Here is a 16,749-nt window from a genome sequence, read left to right on the forward strand (position 1 = left end):
AACTAAAGATGGATTTTACTTGTAGATTTCGATATAATGTAGACTTGACTGATTTGTGCGCAGTAGAAATTTTAGAAAGAAGGTGTAACTTATGACACTACAAACTTTTACACAGTATGATTTTAAACCATTTTTAATAGATGCAGTTCGTGAACTACGCTTTACAGAGCCAACAGGAATTCAAAAGAAAATTTTCCCGGTCGTGAAAAAAGGTGTGAGTATAATTGGACAATCCCAAACTGGTTCTGGGAAAACACATGCATACTTACTTCCTACATTAAACAGAATTGATGCAAGTCGTGAAGAGGTACAACTTGTTATTACAGCGCCTACTCGTGAGTTAGCACAACAAATTTACGAAGAAATTGTAAAACTAACAAAGTTCTGTGCAGAAGATCAAATGATTACAGCACGCTGTTTAATTGGTGGAACTGATAAACAACGATCAATTGAAAAGTTGAAAAAACAACCTCATATTGTAGTTGGAACGCCAGGACGTATTAAAGATTTAGTAGAAGAAAAGGCGCTATTTGTTTATAAAGCGGATACTATTATTGTCGATGAAGCGGACTTAATGCTTGATATGGGATTCATTCAAGATGTAGATAAAATTGCGGCACGTATGCCTAAAAATCTGCAAATGTTAGTTTTCTCTGCAACAATTCCTCAAAAATTAAAACCATTTTTGAAGAAATATATGGAGAATCCAGAACATATTCATATTAATCCGAAGCAAGTTGCAGCAGGAAATATTGATCATTACCTTGTGCCTTCAAGACACCGTAATAAAACTGAATTAGTGAAAAATATGCTACTTCAATTTAAACCATATTTAGCAATTGTCTTTACAAACACAAAGAAGAAGGCTGACGAAGTAGCCGATGGATTAGCAGAACGTGGATTAAAAGTAGGGCGTATACACGGTGATTTATCACCACGTGATCGTAGAAAAATGATGAAACAAGTTCGTGATTTAGAGTTCCAATACATTGTCGCAACAGATTTGGCGGCACGCGGTATTGATATTGAAGGAATTAGCCATGTTATTAACTATGAACTTCCACCAGATTTAGATTTCTTCGTTCACCGTGTTGGAAGAACTGCACGTGCGGGTCATTCAGGTATTGCAGTGACGATTTATGATCCAGCAAATGAAGAAGCGTTAGATAGTTTGGAAAAACAACGTCATATCGAGTTTAAGCATGTGGATTTACGCGGAGATGAATGGGCGGATTTAGGTGACCGTCGTCGTCGTAAGAGCCGTAAAAAACCAAGTGATGGACTAGATGTTATGGCAACAAAAGTTGTTAAAAAGCCGAAAAAAGTAAAACCAAACTATAAACGAAAACTTGCAACAGAACGTGACAAAGTGAAGAAAAAATATAGCAATAAAAAAAGATAAGGGATTTCCCTTATTTTTTTTTATCTCACTACTTGAGAGAAAGTCGAGTAATGCAGACTAATAATTAGTGAGGGGTAGAAAAAACGTTGACTAAAGTTTCGCTTTATTGGGTTAATTTAAGTATAGAGTTCAGATTGTTTGAATAGTCTGTTTAATTTATGTAGTGCCTTTTGTGTGAACAAACAATTCGCTACATATTTCTACAAATTATGCTATCATTATATCTATTGTATATTGAAGAGGTGATTGTATGTTAAAGATTGGATCTCATGTTTCTATGAGTGGTAAGAAAATGTTATTAGCAGCAAGTGAAGAGGCTGTTTCATACGGTGCAACGACGTTTATGATTTATACAGGTGCACCGCAAAATACACGAAGAAAACCAATTGAAGAATTGAACATAGAAGCAGGAAGAAAACATATGGAACTAAACGGTATTGAAGAAATTATCGTACATGCGCCATACATTATTAATCTTGGGAATACGACGAAGCCAGAAACATTCCAATTAGGTGTAGACTTCCTTCGCATGGAAATTGAAAGAACATCGGCATTAGGTGTAGTGAAACAAATCGTTCTTCACCCAGGTGCGCACGTTGGTGCAGGAGCGGATGCTGGTATTCAACAAATTATTAAAGGGCTTAATGAAGTATTAACGCCAGAGCAGACGGTTAACATTGCGTTAGAAACGATGGCAGGAAAGGGAACGGAATGCGGTCGTAGCTTTGAAGAAATTGCGAAAATTATTGATGGTGTGAAATATAATGAAAAACTATCTGTATGTTTTGATACGTGTCATACGCATGATGCAGGTTATGACCTTGTAAATGATTTTGACGGTGTGTTAAACGAATTTGATAAAATTGTTGGGATAAATCGTTTACAAGTACTTCATATTAACGATAGCAAAAATGTACGCGGAGCTGGAAAAGACCGTCATGAAAATATTGGTTTTGGTCATATTGGCTATAAGGCATTGCATCACATTGTGCATCACCCACAACTTACGCACGTACCAAAAATTCTTGAAACGCCGTATGTAGGTGAAGATAAAAAAGATAAGAAGCCACCATATAAATTAGAAATCGAAATGCTGAAAAATGGTACTTTTGATGAAGGAATTCTTGAAAAAATTAAAGCGCAATAAGGAGGGGATTTTCCCCTCCTTATTTTAATAGCTGCTGAAATAAAATATTTACTTGTTGGGCAGTGGCAGGAGTAGTTACTTTAGCGATTTGTTTTAACAAATCTAGTCGTTCGGTATTATCGTAAATGTTAATGTTTTTCCCTTTCATAAGTAAAACGATTTTATCAGCTTGTGCAGTTGTGATTGGAACTTCGTATTCTTTACTATATTTCAATAGTTCTTTTGTAGAAATATGATTTAATTTTTTGTTCACAATTTGTTTAATGAGGTTCATCGTGTTGTCCTCCTTCACACGTTCTTCTATCGAAATATATGTACGCATAGCTTGTACATATTCGTATCAAGGTGCATTTTTTCAATGGGGAAAAGAAGCTTATGTTATAATATAAGAACAAAACTATAGATAAAGAGTATAAGGAGGACTTATGGAAAAAAAGCAACATCGAAAAGAAAGTGTTATTCATCTTGTATATCGTTTAGTTATGATTGTCTTTGGGGCAGCGTGTGCGGCGGTAGCGATTGAACTGTTTTTAATGCCAAATAAAATTATTGATGGTGGAATTATTGGTATTTCTCTTATATTAGATTATCTTACTCCTAATATTTGGTGGTTAAGCTTTTCTACTTTAGTTGTTATCCTCAACATTCCTTTTATGTACTCCGGGTATAAGCAAATTGGAAAAACATTCATGTTATCTTCAGCATTTGGAATTGTAGCTTTAGCATTTATTGAATCAACGTTGCATGCTATCCCGCCATTTACAACAGAGCCGATTTTAGCAACAGTTTTCGGCGGTCTTATTTTAGGGATTGGTGTAGGACTTGTTATTCGTCATGGTGGATCGTTAGACGGGACCGAGATTATGGGAATTCTATTAACGAAGAAATTACCGTTTTCTGTTGGTGAATTCGTAATGTTTGTGAACTTATTCATTTTTGCATGGGCAGCATTTGTTTTTGGTGTTGAACAAGCGATGTATTCTGTTATGACGTACTATATCGCATTCAAAACAATTGATACGGTAATTCAAGGATTAGACGAAACGAAAGCAGTTTTAATAGTATCGGATCAATATGAGGAAGTATCAAATGCAATTTTACACCGCCTTGGTCGTGGAACAACAAAACTTGTTGCTAAAGGTGGCTATACAGATAAAGAAAAAGAAGTTATTTATGCAGTTGTAACACGTCTGGAAGTGACGAAGTTAAAATCAATTGTGCATGAAATTGATGAAAACGCATTTGTTACGATTATGAATACACAAGAGACAAATGGTGGTAAGTTTAAATCAGCAATTCACTAAAAAGTTAATTGTAATATCTTTTGAAAGCAGAGAATTCTTCTCTGCTTTTTGTTATAATAATAAGGTTTCTTGAAATAAAGAATATATTTTAGGCAGATTGGTTTACAACTATAATAAGCTGTACTATAATTCAAATAGAGATAAATCGGAATCATTCTGAATTAAAATAGGTGAGATGCTATGAATAATATATTGGAAATAGAAGGATTAACGTTTCGGTATGAAGATCGCAACGTGTTAGAAGATATTAATTTGCAAGTTCCGAAGGGAGCTTTTTTAGGTTTAGTTGGACCGAATGGTTCAGGGAAATCGACTTTACTTAAATGCTTATTGGGTGTTTTAAAACCAAAGCAAGGAAGTATTAGATTGTTTGGCATTGATAGTAAGAAATTTAAAGAGTGGAATAAAGTTGGTTATGTATCCCAAAAGGCAAGTAGCTTTAACTCAGGTTTCCCGGCAACTGTTTTCGAGGTTGTTTCAATGGGGCTCGTTTCGAAAAAAGGGCTTTTTCGCTTTTTTACGAAAGACGATAATGCGAAAGTAGAAAAAGCGATTGCTGATGTAGGTATGAGCGAGTTTCGAGGTCGCAACATTGGAGAACTTTCTGGCGGACAACAACAGCGTGTATTTATTGCTCGTGCACTTGTAAGTGATCCGGAATTGCTTATTTTGGACGAGCCTACTGTTGGGATTGATGTGAAGAATGTGGCAAGTTTTTATGAGATACTAGAGGATTTAAACAAAAGATTGGGAATTACGTTAATTCTTGTTACGCACGATATGGGTGCTGTAACAGAGAAGGTGACGCATGTTGCATGTTTGAATCAGCATTTACATTTCCATGGGAATGTAGAGAAATTCCGAGAGTTAGAAGATGCAGAAATGTCGATTTTATATGGACATCATGTTCATCGCTTAGAACATGAACATGGGCATCACGGGAGGATATAATGATACAGGATTTTTTACAATATGATTTTTTACGTAATTCCTTATACGCTGGTATTTTAATAGGGCTTGTCGCACCACTTATCGGCGTGTTCGTTGTAATTCGCCGCATGTCGCTTATTGCGGATGCATTAAGTCATGTGACGTTATCAGGAATTGCAGCAAGTTTATTACTTGAAAAGACAATCTTTACCGGTGGGTTTTTAAACCCTTTATATATGGGGATGTTTTTTTCAATCGGTGGAGCATTGCTAATTGAAAAATTACGTACTGTATATAAACATTATCAAGAGTTAGCAATCCCGATTATACTTTCAGCAGGGATGGGGATTGGAGTTATCTTCATCTCACTTGCTAATGGATTCAATACGGATTTATTTAGTTATTTATTTGGTAGTGTAAGTGCTGTAACAAGTGCGGATTTAATTATTATTGGTATAGTAGCAATTGTTGTTATTGCGACGATTGTTTTATTATACAAAGAGTTGTTTTTACTATCATTTGATGAGGAATACGCTGTATCAACCGGTTTAAGTGCAAAGTGGATTCACTTTATCTTCATTATATTAGTTGCTCTTGTAATTGCGGTATCAATGCGTGTTGTAGGTGTTCTTCTCGTATCATCTTTAATGACGTTACCAGTTGCAGCAAGTATTCGTATTGCAAAAGGATTTAAACAAACAATTTTCTTTTCCATTTTATTTGGTGAAATTGCAGTAATTGGTGGAATGTTTGCTTCGTATCAACTTGATTTAGCTCCAGGTGGTACAATTGTTATGATAGCGGTTCTTATTTTAATTGGTGCAATTTTATGGAAAAAGAAAAAAACTGCATAAAGTAGGGATAGGTATGAATCTAACAGAAGCTTTACGCCTAATGAAGGAAAAGGGATACAAACATACAGGGAAAAGGGAAGAAATGCTGAGGTTATTCGCAGCTCATAATCGTTATTTAACTGCGAAAGATGTTTTAGAGCATATGAAGGGTGATTATCCAGGACTTAGTTTTGATACGATTTATCGTAACTTAACGGTTTTTGCTGAAGTCGGTGTTTTAGAGCAAACGGAATTAAATGGTGAAAAGCATTTCCGTTTTACATGCTCCATTATGGAACATCATCATCATTTCATTTGTTTAGATTGTGGTGGTACAAAAGAGATTAATTCCTGCCCAATGGATTTTATGAATAAAGATTTTAAAGGTTATGAGGTAACGGGGCATAAGTTTGAAATATATGGTCGTTGCCCAAAATGTGCAAAATGAGAGGGCTCGTCAGTTATATAACTGACGAGTTTTTAATTTGAATGTAAAAAGAAGGTTGCTCACAAAAATTGTGGCAACCTTCTTTTTATTGTTCTTGTTTTTCTTTTTCTTTTTCTTTTTCTCGTTCGGCAGCCATTTCAGCAGCGATTACATCAATTTCTTTTTTCAGTTCTTCTACCATTGTTTCTTCTGGTACTTTACGAACGACTTGCCCTTTACGGAATAATAAACCTTCTCCGCGTGCACCGGCAATACCGATGTCAGCTTCACGAGCTTCACCAGGACCGTTTACGGCACAGCCGAGTACTGCAACCTTAATTGGAACTTTAAGTGTGGAGATGTATTCTTCGACTTCATTAGCAATGCTAATTAGGTCGATTTCAATACGACCACAAGTTGGACAAGAAATAAGTGTTGCGGCATTAGATGCAAGACCGAATGATTTTAATAGTTCACGTGCAACTTTTACTTCTTCAACTGGATCAGCGCTTAAAGAGATACGAAGTGTATTTCCGATGCCTTTACTTAAAATTGCTCCAAGACCGGCGGCGCTTTTTACAGTCCCAGCAAACAATGTTCCTGATTCTGTAATACCTAAATGTAATGGATAATCAAAAGCGCGAGCAGCTTTTTCGTATGCTTCAATTGCTAAGTTAACATCAGAGGCTTTCATTGATACGATAATATCGTGGAAATCTAAGTCCTCTAAAATTTTAATATGGTGCAGTGCGCTCTCGACCATACCATCAGCAGTTGGATATCCATACTTTTCTAAAATATGACGTTCTAATGAGCCGGCATTTACACCGATACGGATTGGAATGCCACGCTCTTTCGCTGCATTTACAACAGCTTCTACTTTATGGCGACGTCCAATGTTACCTGGATTGATACGTACTTTATCAATGCCGCCTTCGATTGCTTTTAAAGCAAGGCGGTAATCAAAATGAATATCAGCAACAAGTGGAATGTTGATTTGTTTTTTAATATCAGCAATAGCATTTGCTGCGCGTTCGTCTGGAACAGCAACACGAACAACTTGACAGCCAGCTTCTTCTAAACGTTTAATTTCAGCAACTGTAGCCTCAACATCATGCGTTTTTGTTGTCGTCATACTTTGTATAATTAATTCATTGTTACCGCCAATTGTTAAATTACCGACTTTAACTGGACGTGTTTTTGTGCGTTGAGTCATTTCATTCACGAATTGATCGCTCTCCTTATAAAAGAAGTTTCTTATTTTAGTCCCTTACATCAATGATAGTATGTGTGAGAAAGGGGTATAGAAACCAAAGTACTCGGTTTCACTTTTACTATTGTATCAGCGCCTTTATGTAATTGACAAGGATTAAGTGATTGCTTATTGATATAAGGGGAATTTATAAGACTTTCCAACTTGGATTTTTGTAGCAGATGTATTTTTATTTAATTGCTTAAAATCATCAATTACTTTTTCAATAGAAGGAATTTTTTTCTTATTAATCGCTTCTGTAATAGAAAGAACTGTATCGCCAGTTTTTACTTCGATTGCTTTATAAGCTGTATCCGTTTCTTTTTCTTTTTCTGTTTCTTTTTCTTTTTCTTTTTCTGTTTCTTTCTCTTTATTTTGTTTTGTATCTGTATTTTCTTTTTTTATCGTTTGGGCAGCAGATGTTTTTTTGTATGAACTTAACATCGGTAAAGTACCGATTTTTATGTCGTAATAAAATATATAACCGAGGACAAGCACGAATAAGAGTACACCTAATCTCTTCATATCCTTCACTCCTTTGCTAGGAATATATGCTTGTCCAAAAAAAAAATGCCTATTTAGGCATTTTTTTTATAGTTCTTGTTTTTCTTTCGGCTTTGGAACTTCTTTAATTGTTAAGTATAGAACGATTAAAACAACTGCAATGTAAATGAATGTTGCGCCAGGTACGTTTATTTTGAATAAATCCATAATCATAAAGAAGATTGTTGGAATTGTGTAGCTGTAAGCAGTTAATGTCCAAACTTGTTTATAAGATAATTTGCGTTGACCGCTCATCGCAGAACCGATGAAGGCAAGCAATGTAACTCCTACAAAGGTAATAAATAATTGGAACAAGTACAGTAAGAACCCAATAACGAATAATAAGATTGGATAAATACTGTCAAATAACGAAATGAAATCTTGTAAATCTTTTTTCTCAAGAGATGCGCCTAATAAGTCATTATAGGAGTATGTTTGTGTTTGACCATTCCCCATGGAGACTACTTTATCTTTTAAAACAAATAAACCTGTTTTATTTTGATATTTTTCTAAGTCTGTTGAATTTGGATCAAATACGAAAAGGGCATTTCCATCTTCTTTTTCGATAGGTTGATCAATATCAGCTGTTAGCTCGCCATTTTCAATTTTAAAATCAGGTAAATCTTTTTCGATTACTTTATTTACCATGTTAACACCATCTTGAATAACGCTACCGTACAAGAAAGTTCTTGGAATAGTAGTGATTAGGCAAAGAAGCATAATATACAAAATGGTTTTACCGATTTTTTGAAAACGGAAAAGCGCCATATCTTTAGGCGAATATACGCTTTTTGCTAGCTGTGTAAAAATGGACATAGATTCACTTCCTTTATGTATGTATAAAATCATTGTAACGTACGAATCTAGAGAAGCTCAAGATATATTATATTTACATATAGTAGAGAAGACTAAATTCCTTCTTATTAATTTACTTCTTTTAGTAGAGAAAAATACAATTGACACTTTTCTTTCGTATATGGTAAATTTATCTTACATTTTTCAAACGATATATCCGATTGGAATTTAGTTGTTTTTAATGGTACATACATAATCGTGGACCCTTAGCTCAGTTGGTTAGAGCAGACGGCTCATAACCGTCCGGTCGTAGGTTCGAGTCCTACAGGGTCCATATCCATTTCATATGTTTATTATGTCAGCAGGAAGCTTCCTTGTAGAAGGAAGCTTTTTTTCGGAATATATGAGCATTTTAATTGAAAAGAAGTGGGAATTTTGCTACTTTAATGATAGCAAGACAAAGCGATTTATTTGTTTGCACCCTATGGCAATTAGGGTAGAATGAAGTTGTAGGTCACATATGTAGTGACAATACATAAACCGGGAGGAATATAACAATGGCAAAACACGAATTACCAAATTTACCTTATGCGTATGATGCTTTAGAACCTCACTTTGATAAAGAAACAATGAACATCCATCATACAAAACATCACAACACGTATATTACAAACTTAAACGCTGCTTTAGAAGGTCATGCAGAATTAGCTGACAAAAGCGTTGAAGAATTAGTTGCAAACTTAAACGAAGTACCTGAAGCAATCCGTACAGCAGTACGTAACAATGGTGGCGGACATGCTAACCATACATTCTTCTGGACAATCCTATCTCCAAACGGCGGGGGACAACCAGTAGGCGAACTTGCAACTGCGATTGAAGCGAAATTCGGTAGCTTCGATGCATTCAAAGCAGAATTCGCAAAAGCTGGCGCAACTCGCTTCGGTTCTGGTTGGGCTTGGTTAGTAGTAAACAATGGTGAATTAGAAGTAACAAGCACTCCAAACCAAGATTCTCCTCTAACTGAAGGTAAAACTCCAGTTATCGGTTTAGATGTTTGGGAGCATGCTTACTACTTAAATTACCAAAATCGTCGTCCTGACTACATCGGTGCATTCTGGAACGTTGTAGATTGGAACGTTGCTGAAAAACTTTACCAAGAAGCAAAATAATTAAAGTTAATACAGCTAGAAAAAAGCTAGGGGGTTTTCTCCTAGCTTTTTTCTATGTTCTCCTTTTACATAATTGAGCTTGTCTTTGGAAGACTAGAACATGAAGTAAAGGAGAGTTGTGTATGAAGTGGAAACATGTAATCGGTGATGTTGAAGTGAATCGGGATTTAGTATTATTGCTCGTTATAGGAGGTTTATACACGCTCGCAATTTCTTTATCGAATACGTTTGTAAACATTTATTTATGGAAGCAAACACAAAATTATGTGAATCTGGGCTTGTATAATTTGGCCAGCGTTGTATTGCAGCCTCTAACATTTCTTGTGGGCGGGAAATTAGCGAAACGTATTGATCGCTCGATTTTATTGAGAATCGGTGTAGGCACGTTAGCTGTTTTTTTTATCGTCGTTTTAGTAGCGGGAAAAAGTGCATCTCACTATATTTTATTAATGGGAGCTCTTTTAGGAGTTGGTTATGGTTTTTATTGGCTCGCTTTTAACTTGTTAACATTTGAGATTACAGAACCAGAAACAAGAGATTTTTTTAACGGTTTTCTAGGACTTCTTACATCGTTCTCTGGAATGATTGGACCGATAGCAGCAGGATATACAATTTCACGTATGGAAAAATGGAGTGGTTATACTGTCGTTTTCTTCCTCTCGTTAATGCTATTTGCGGTTGCAGTCGTTCTAAGCTTTTTTTTATCGAAGAGGGAATGTGAAGGACGCTATGAAATTGTGCAAGTATTGAAAGAGCGGCAAGTTGATGAAAACTGGGGAAGAATTACGCGCGCTCATTTCTTCCAAGGTTTGAGAGAGGGAACGTTTATTTTCGTTATTTCGGTATATGTCTATTTAGCATCTGGTAGCGAGTTAGCACTGGGGAAATATAGTTTAGTGAATTCTGCAGTATCATTTGTATGCTATTATTTAGTTGCTCGTATGTTAAAGAAAGAATGGCGAAAAAAAGCAATTTTACTTGGCGGTATTATTTTATACGCGGTTGTATTTTTAGTTATTTTTAATGTTACATATACGAAATTACTTATTTATGCAGCATGTATTGCGGTTGCATATCCGATTTTACTCGTTCCGTACGGCTCAATGACATACGATGTAATTGGTAGAGCAAAACAGGCGAGAGAATGGCGTGTAGAATATATAGTGGTCAGGGAATTATGGTTAAATGCCGGAAGAATTTGTTCCATTTTAAGTTTTTTATGTGCTGTCATATTTTTTCCGCCTGAAAAAAGTTTACCTTTCTTACTATGTATTTTAGGAGCTGGACATTTTCTTATTTATTTTGCAGTTAAAAATGTCAAATATGATGAGGGGAATGTGAACAAAACCAGTGTTGTAGCGCAAGGAAGCACGCAGAATCAAACTGAACCAGAAGGTTAACTTATCGCGTGTTTTATGCTAGAATAGAAAAAGATGTAAGACAGCAGTGAGGGCACCTGTATGAAGGTGTCCCTTTCACATTACATAGCTGTTGGTAGAGGGGGTTTGTATGAGCAAGAAGCAGAAACAACAAAAGAAAAAGACCCACGTTCCTTTTCGGTTAAACGTGTTGTTTTTTTGCGTGTTTTTAATGTTCTCCGCGGTTATTGTAAGGCTTGGATACGTACAAATTGTTCGTGGTGAGGAATATAAAAATGAAGTTGAGAAAAAAGAAAACTCAACGATAAGTAATCCTGTACCACGCGGGAAAATATTTGATCGTAATGGAGAAGCGGTCGTAGATAATGAGCCTATTCGTACAATTACATTTACAAAAATGAAGGGATCAACTGCAGCAGATCGCTTAGAGACGGCGAAAAAGTTAGCAGATTTAATTGAAGTCCCAACAGATAAGTTAACAGATCGCGATAAGAAAGATTATTGGCTTGCTTTACATAAAGAAGAAGCAGAAGCAAAAATCACAAAAAAAGATCGTGAAGAGTTTAAAGTGAATAAAATTGACGATAAAGAACTAGATGAACGTCAACGAAATCGTGTAACAGAAGAAGAGATTAATCAACTGTCAGCAAAAGATTTAGAAATATTGGCGATCAAAAGTAAGATGGAAAGCGGATATGCAATGACGCCGCAAATCGTTAAAAAAAATGCAACACCGGAAGAATACGCGATTATTAGTGAAAATTTAGCGAAATTACCAGGTGTAGATACAAATGTTGACTGGGAGCGAAAATATAAGTATGACGATATGTTCCGAAGTGTACTTGGTGGTGTAACTTCTTCTGATGAAGGGTTACCGAGAGAAAGATTAGATCACTATCTTGTTCGTGATTATAATCGTAACGATCGTGTAGGAAAAAGTTACCTTGAGCAACAGTACGAAGATAGTTTACACGGCACAAAAGCTGAAGTTAGAAATGTTACAGATAAAGACGGTAATATTTTAGAAACTATTAATGTGTCACAAGGACAACGAGGTAACGATCTAAATTTAACGATTGATATGAAATTACAAAAGCGCGTAGAAGAAATTCTTACAAAAAACTTAATGAGATTTAAAGGGAGCGAACCTCTTTTAGACCGTGCATTCGTTGTAATGATGAACCCGAAAAATGGTGAAGTTTTATCTATGGCGGGGAAACAATTAGTGAATAAAGACGGGGAAACGAAAGTAGATGATTTTGCATTAGGAACGATGACAAGTTCTTATCCGATGGGTTCAACTGTAAAAGGTGCGACAGTACTTACGGGGTATCAAACTGGTGCGATTCAACCTGGAGCTGTACAGTATGATGAACCGATTAAATTAAAAGGGACACCTACGAAGTCATCTTGGAAACAGATGGGGTATATTAATGACCTTACAGCGTTAAAACAGTCTTCAAACGTTTATATGTTTAAAACAGCGATGAATATCGCTGGGGTTCCATATGTACGAGGCGGTACGTTAGATATTCCGAAAAGTGCGTTCGATACTATGCGTTACTATTTTGGTCAGTTTGGACTTGGTGTGAAAACAGGAATTGATTTGCCAAATGAAACTGCTGGTCAAATAGGTAAAGGAAATCAACCAGGTTTCTTATTAGATTTATCAATCGGGCAGTATGATACGTATACACCGCTTCAATTAGCGCAATATATTTCGACGATTGCAAATGGTGGATATCGTATGCAACCCCAAGTTGTAAAGGAAATTCGTCAGCCATCGGCGAAGCCAGAGGAAGTTGGAAAAGTTGTTCAATCCATGGAACCGAAAGTATTAAATCGTGTTGATATGCCTGAATCACAAATTAAACGTGTTCAAGAAGGATTTAGACAAGTGTTTAACGATACAGGTGGTACAGCTACAAAATACTTTACTGGTGCAAAATATAAAGCTGCAGGGAAAACTGGTACAGCGCAAACCGTATATGGCGGAGATAAAGAGATTGGTAAAAAAGCAGATGGTCAGCGTGTGGAGACTTATAACTTAACATTAGTAGGTTATGCCCCGCTCGAAGATCCAGAAGTAGCATTCTCTGTTGTTGTTCCGTGGGTACATGATGATAAGACTGGTATTAATGGATATATTAGTCGTGAAATTATGGATGCTTACTTTGATTTGAAAAACCAAGCATTAACTGGTGAAGCTCCGCAAGATGAAAAAGCGCAAAAAAATAAAAATCAAGATGATGAATAAAAAAGTTGTAAAAAAAGCACACTATCTGAAAAGATAGTGTGCTTTTTTTTATGCCTTACGCATATGGTTTAGTAAATGTGGACAAGCATAAAATATTGAAAAAACATGTAGTTTCAAAAACGATGAACACAACAAGATTAGTGCATACGCTCTAAGTTTGTTGTGTGTGATAGGCGATAGCAGTTTTATCCCGCATTTGAGGGCGTTAAAACTCCCACCTCAAAATTCAGCTGGAGCAAAGAAGTTAGGTGGGAGCCCTGCTGCCCGTAAACGCCCGATTGGTGAGGGCTAATAATTAGTGGGGGGATGAACAAAACCCCCACTAATTAAAGTTTCGCCTTATGGATGATTAGAAAATTTCCTGCATCTAAAGTACAAAAGTGAAAATAAAGTTTGTGTATACAGTTGTTTTTGTGGGACTTTACAAAACTTTTACAAATAATTAAAACCGAATTAATAGTTTAGCAGTATTCTTATATCTGTAATCCTGTTATTTCCGGTTACTTCTAGGAGGAAGAACACGTGAAATGGATGAGCACATCGATTAAAGTTTTGACATTATCGACATGTTTCCTTTGTTTTAATATGTCTACTGCATTCGCTACAAATGAAATGGGAGAAGTGAGAGTTGATGGATCCTCAACGGTTTTCCCCATTATAGAGGCAGTAGCAGAGGAATATACAAAGGCCCATCCAAACGTGAAAATTTCTATTAGTATTTCTGGGACAGGGGGAGGATTTAATCGTTTCAGTAAAGGAGAAGTAGATATAAACAATGCTTCGAGATTGATGAAACCGGTAGAAGAAAAAGCAATGCAGAAAAAATTCATTCAATTTACACCATTTGAGGTTGCTTATGACGGTCTAACGATTGTTGTGAATCGTCAAAATACGTGGGTAAACAATATGACGATAGACGAGTTACGTCTATTATGGAGTGAAAATGGAAGATTGAAACGATGGTCACAAATTCATTCATCATGGCCTCGTGAACAAGTTAAATTTTATGCGCCAGGCGTAGACTCTGGTACTTATGATTATTTCCAAAATGTTGTCTTACAAAATAATCGCCTTGTAAAAACGGTTTCTTTGTCTGAAGACGATCAAGTTATTATGCAAGGGGTAATGAATGATAAAAATGCCATTGCTTTTGTAGGATATGCTTATTATATGGCCAATCGAGATAAGGTAAAAGCAATACAGGTGGATGGTGTATTTCCAACGAAAGAGACCATTCAGTCGGGTACGTATAAGCCATTATCTAGGCCGCTATTTACGTATGTGAATCATGCATCTATCAGAAATAAAATTAATGTAGCAAATTATGTTGAGTTTATGATTAAGCATGTTGGAAGCCTTGCTGAAGAGGTCGGATATGTAAAATTACCAAAAGAAAAATATAATGAACAGCTGCGAATGTTAACAGAAATAAAAAGGTAATGTCAGGGTGGAAAGGGGTTTTCATCTTTGGCTCATAATGACAAAAGTCAAGTTACATTTTCTGTACAACATTTGATTGAGAGAAATACAAATAGAAGAAAAAAAACGCAGCGAATCAATCGAATTGTTCCGTTAATACTAAAAGCCATTGCTAGCGTGTCCATTGTAACGACACTTGGAATTATTATTACGTTGGCAAATGAAACAATCATGTTTTTTCAAAAGATATCATTGTATTCTTTTTTGACAGAGAAGGAATGGTTACCTTTTTTTGAAGATCCAAAATTCGGTATATTACCACTTATATGTGGAACAATCCTTGTAACAGCAATTGCCATGTTCGTAGCAATTCCTATTGGTTTAGGTTGTGCCGTGTTTTTAAGCGAATACGCTTCGAATGGCGCTCGGAAAATATTAAAACCGTTGTTAGAGCTACTAGCAGGCATCCCGACAATTGTATATGGTTTTTTCGCGTTAACAGTTGTCACACCACTTTTACAACGGGTTATACCAGATTTGCAGTTTTTTAATGCTATTAGTCCAGGTATTGTTATAGGGTTTATGATGATACCGACGATTGCATCTCTCTCTGAAGATGCGATGAGAGCTGTAGCGAAAGGAATTAAAGAAGCCTCATTAGCGCTAGGAGCAACTCGTTTTGAGATGGTAAAACAAGTGGTGTTTCCATCGGCTTTTACGGGCATAATGGCAGCGATTATATTAGCAGCTTCCAGGGCAATTGGTGAAACGATGATTGTTGTTATTGCAGCTGGATCAACACCTAATGTATCGATAGATCCGACTCATTCTATTCAAACATTAACAGCCTATATTGTACAAGTGAGTTTAGGTGATGCTCCGCACGGAACGATTACTTATTACAGCATGTATGCTGTAGGTGCAACGTTATTTATGTTTACTTTTATTATGAATTTCATTTCGCAATATATTATGCGCCGTTTTAGGAGGTTGACATAATATGCGAATGTTAAACCATAAGAACATACAAGAAAATATGGCATCGCGTTTTTTAAAGGATCGGATTTACAAGTGTTTGTTTTATATAGCAATTTTGTTTTCAGTAGTAATACTTTTTATATTGCTTTTTCAAATTTTTGAAAAAGGTATAAGTTATCTTTCAATAGATTTCTTTACAAACTTCGCCTCACGTAATCCGAGAGAAGCTGGGATTGTCGCTGCTTTGTCAGGAACAATACTATTTATGAGCATTGTTATACCAGTCTCTTTTATATTTGGAGTCGGAACAGCTCTTTATTTAGAGCATTATGCGAAGGAGTCCGTTTTTAAAAAGTTAATTGAATTAAATAATCAAACATTAGCAGGGGTACCTTCCGTTGTGTTTGGTTTACTCGGGTTAACTATTTTCGTATACGCTCTCCATTTGGGAGAGAGCATAATGGCAGCGGCACTGACGATGAGTTTACTCGTCTTACCAACTGTTGTTGTAGCTAGTCAAGAAGCGATTAGAACTGTGCCGAGCTCATTACTAGAGGCTTCTTACGGATTAGGTGCTACGAAATGGCAAACGATGTATCAAATTGTATTGCCAGTCGCTTTGCCAGGGATTGTAACGGGATGTACGTTAGCGGTATCGAGAGCAATTGGTGAGGCAGCACCATTATTAGTTATTGGGGCCCTTGCCTTTGCAAATTATGTTCCGTTCAGTATGTTTGATAGATTTACGGTTTTACCAATTCAAATTTTTAATTGGATGAGTAGACCACAAGAAGAATTTCAGTATGTAGCAGCAGCTGGGATGATTGTTTTGCTAGGATTGTTGCTCTTTATAAATATATTTGTCTTATGGTTACGAAATCGAAAATAAGTTGGAAGTGGATGAAAGGGGAATT

Annotated in this window: 16 protein-coding genes and 1 tRNA gene; 13 read left to right on the forward strand and 4 right to left on the reverse strand. The window is 36.1% G+C overall.

The genetic code is table 11. The features are described from left to right. Window positions 1-91 precede the first annotated feature (91 nt). The gene (locus ABH959_RS05330; protein WP_002015172.1) at window positions 92-1,402 is read left to right on the forward strand and encodes a DEAD/DEAH box helicase; all 1,311 of its coding nucleotides are present in this window, start codon (window positions 92-94) and stop codon (window positions 1,400-1,402) included. Window positions 1,403-1,652: 250 nt separating this feature from the next. Continuing rightward, the gene (locus tag ABH959_RS05335; RefSeq protein WP_404492349.1) at window positions 1,653-2,549 is read left to right on the forward strand and encodes a deoxyribonuclease IV; all 897 of its coding nucleotides are present in this window, start codon (window positions 1,653-1,655) and stop codon (window positions 2,547-2,549) included. 19 nt (window positions 2,550-2,568) lie between these two features. Here the strand turns inward: ABH959_RS05335 and ABH959_RS05340 are convergent, their stop codons facing one another. Further along, entirely contained in the window at window positions 2,569-2,823 is a 255-nt protein-coding gene (locus tag ABH959_RS05340; RefSeq protein WP_002088657.1) for a DUF2624 domain-containing protein, read from the reverse strand. A 151-nt stretch (window positions 2,824-2,974) separates the two neighbouring features. On the opposite strand from ABH959_RS05340, the gene ABH959_RS05345 reads away from it, so the two are divergent. The 4 genes from ABH959_RS05345 to ABH959_RS05360 all read left to right on the forward strand — a co-directional run bounded on the left by ABH959_RS05345 (window position 2,975) and on the right by ABH959_RS05360 (window position 6,064). Further along, window positions 2,975-3,853, forward strand: a complete 879-nt coding sequence (locus ABH959_RS05345) for a YitT family protein (protein ID WP_002015168.1) — start codon at window positions 2,975-2,977, stop codon at window positions 3,851-3,853. 180 nt (window positions 3,854-4,033) lie between these two features. Further along, window positions 4,034-4,804, forward strand: coding sequence for a metal ABC transporter ATP-binding protein (locus ABH959_RS05350; RefSeq protein WP_002015167.1), 771 nt, complete (start codon window positions 4,034-4,036; stop codon window positions 4,802-4,804). Next, window positions 4,804-5,637 (forward strand): metal ABC transporter permease, encoded by an 834-nt coding sequence (locus ABH959_RS05355; RefSeq protein ID WP_002015165.1) that lies wholly within the window; start codon window positions 4,804-4,806, stop codon window positions 5,635-5,637. The genes ABH959_RS05350 and ABH959_RS05355 overlap by 1 nt, the downstream gene beginning before the upstream one ends. 13 nt (window positions 5,638-5,650) lie before the next feature. After that, entirely contained in the window at window positions 5,651-6,064 is a 414-nt protein-coding gene (locus tag ABH959_RS05360) for a Fur family transcriptional regulator (RefSeq protein ID WP_002015164.1), read from the forward strand. Between the two features lie 85 nt (window positions 6,065-6,149). On the opposite strand, the gene ispG is transcribed toward ABH959_RS05360, so the two are convergent. From ispG to yqgB, 3 genes are all read right to left on the reverse strand, one after another. Then, the gene (ispG, locus tag ABH959_RS05365) at window positions 6,150-7,259 is read right to left on the reverse strand and encodes a flavodoxin-dependent (E)-4-hydroxy-3-methylbut-2-enyl-diphosphate synthase (RefSeq protein WP_162208025.1); all 1,110 of its coding nucleotides are present in this window, start codon (window positions 7,257-7,259) and stop codon (window positions 6,150-6,152) included. Window positions 7,260-7,424: 165 nt separating this feature from the next. Next, window positions 7,425-7,820, reverse strand: coding sequence for a hypothetical protein (locus ABH959_RS05370; RefSeq protein ID WP_215584049.1), 396 nt, complete (start codon window positions 7,818-7,820; stop codon window positions 7,425-7,427). Between the two features lie 66 nt (window positions 7,821-7,886). Continuing rightward, entirely contained in the window at window positions 7,887-8,654 is a 768-nt protein-coding gene (gene yqgB, locus ABH959_RS05375) for a protein YqgB (RefSeq protein ID WP_002034056.1), read from the reverse strand. A 239-nt stretch (window positions 8,655-8,893) separates the two neighbouring features. On the opposite strand from yqgB, the gene ABH959_RS05380 reads away from it, so the two are divergent. The 7 genes from ABH959_RS05380 (at window position 8,894) to pstA (ending at window position 16,724) form a co-directional block, all read left to right on the forward strand. Next, window positions 8,894-8,967, forward strand: a tRNA-Ile gene (locus tag ABH959_RS05380). 223 nt (window positions 8,968-9,190) lie between these two features. Beyond that, window positions 9,191-9,802, forward strand: coding sequence for a superoxide dismutase [Mn] (gene sodA / locus ABH959_RS05385; RefSeq protein WP_001052029.1), 612 nt, complete (start codon window positions 9,191-9,193; stop codon window positions 9,800-9,802). Between the two features lie 122 nt (window positions 9,803-9,924). After that, window positions 9,925-11,202: an MFS transporter gene (locus tag ABH959_RS05390; protein ID WP_002015154.1), complete on the forward strand. Its 1,278-nt coding sequence runs from the start codon at window positions 9,925-9,927 to the stop codon at window positions 11,200-11,202. A gap of 109 nt (window positions 11,203-11,311) precedes the next feature. Further along, window positions 11,312-13,438 (forward strand): peptidoglycan D,D-transpeptidase FtsI family protein, encoded by a 2,127-nt coding sequence (locus ABH959_RS05395; protein ID WP_113935591.1) that lies wholly within the window; start codon window positions 11,312-11,314, stop codon window positions 13,436-13,438. Window positions 13,439-13,960: 522 nt separating this feature from the next. After that, window positions 13,961-14,878: a PstS family phosphate ABC transporter substrate-binding protein gene (locus tag ABH959_RS05400; RefSeq protein WP_098635939.1), complete on the forward strand. Its 918-nt coding sequence runs from the start codon at window positions 13,961-13,963 to the stop codon at window positions 14,876-14,878. Between the two features lie 27 nt (window positions 14,879-14,905). Next, a complete protein-coding gene (gene pstC / locus ABH959_RS05405; protein ID WP_113935590.1) occupies window positions 14,906-15,856 on the forward strand; it encodes a phosphate ABC transporter permease subunit PstC in 951 nt (316 codons plus the stop codon). Window position 15,857: 1 nt separating this feature from the next. After that, a complete protein-coding gene (gene pstA, locus ABH959_RS05410; RefSeq protein WP_002088645.1) occupies window positions 15,858-16,724 on the forward strand; it encodes a phosphate ABC transporter permease PstA in 867 nt (288 codons plus the stop codon). Window positions 16,725-16,749 lie beyond the last annotated feature (25 nt).

The sequence above is a fragment of the Bacillus sp. RC51 genome (assembly GCF_044908115.1).
Lineage (GTDB): Bacteria > Bacillota > Bacilli > Bacillales > Bacillaceae_G > Bacillus_A > Bacillus_A mycoides.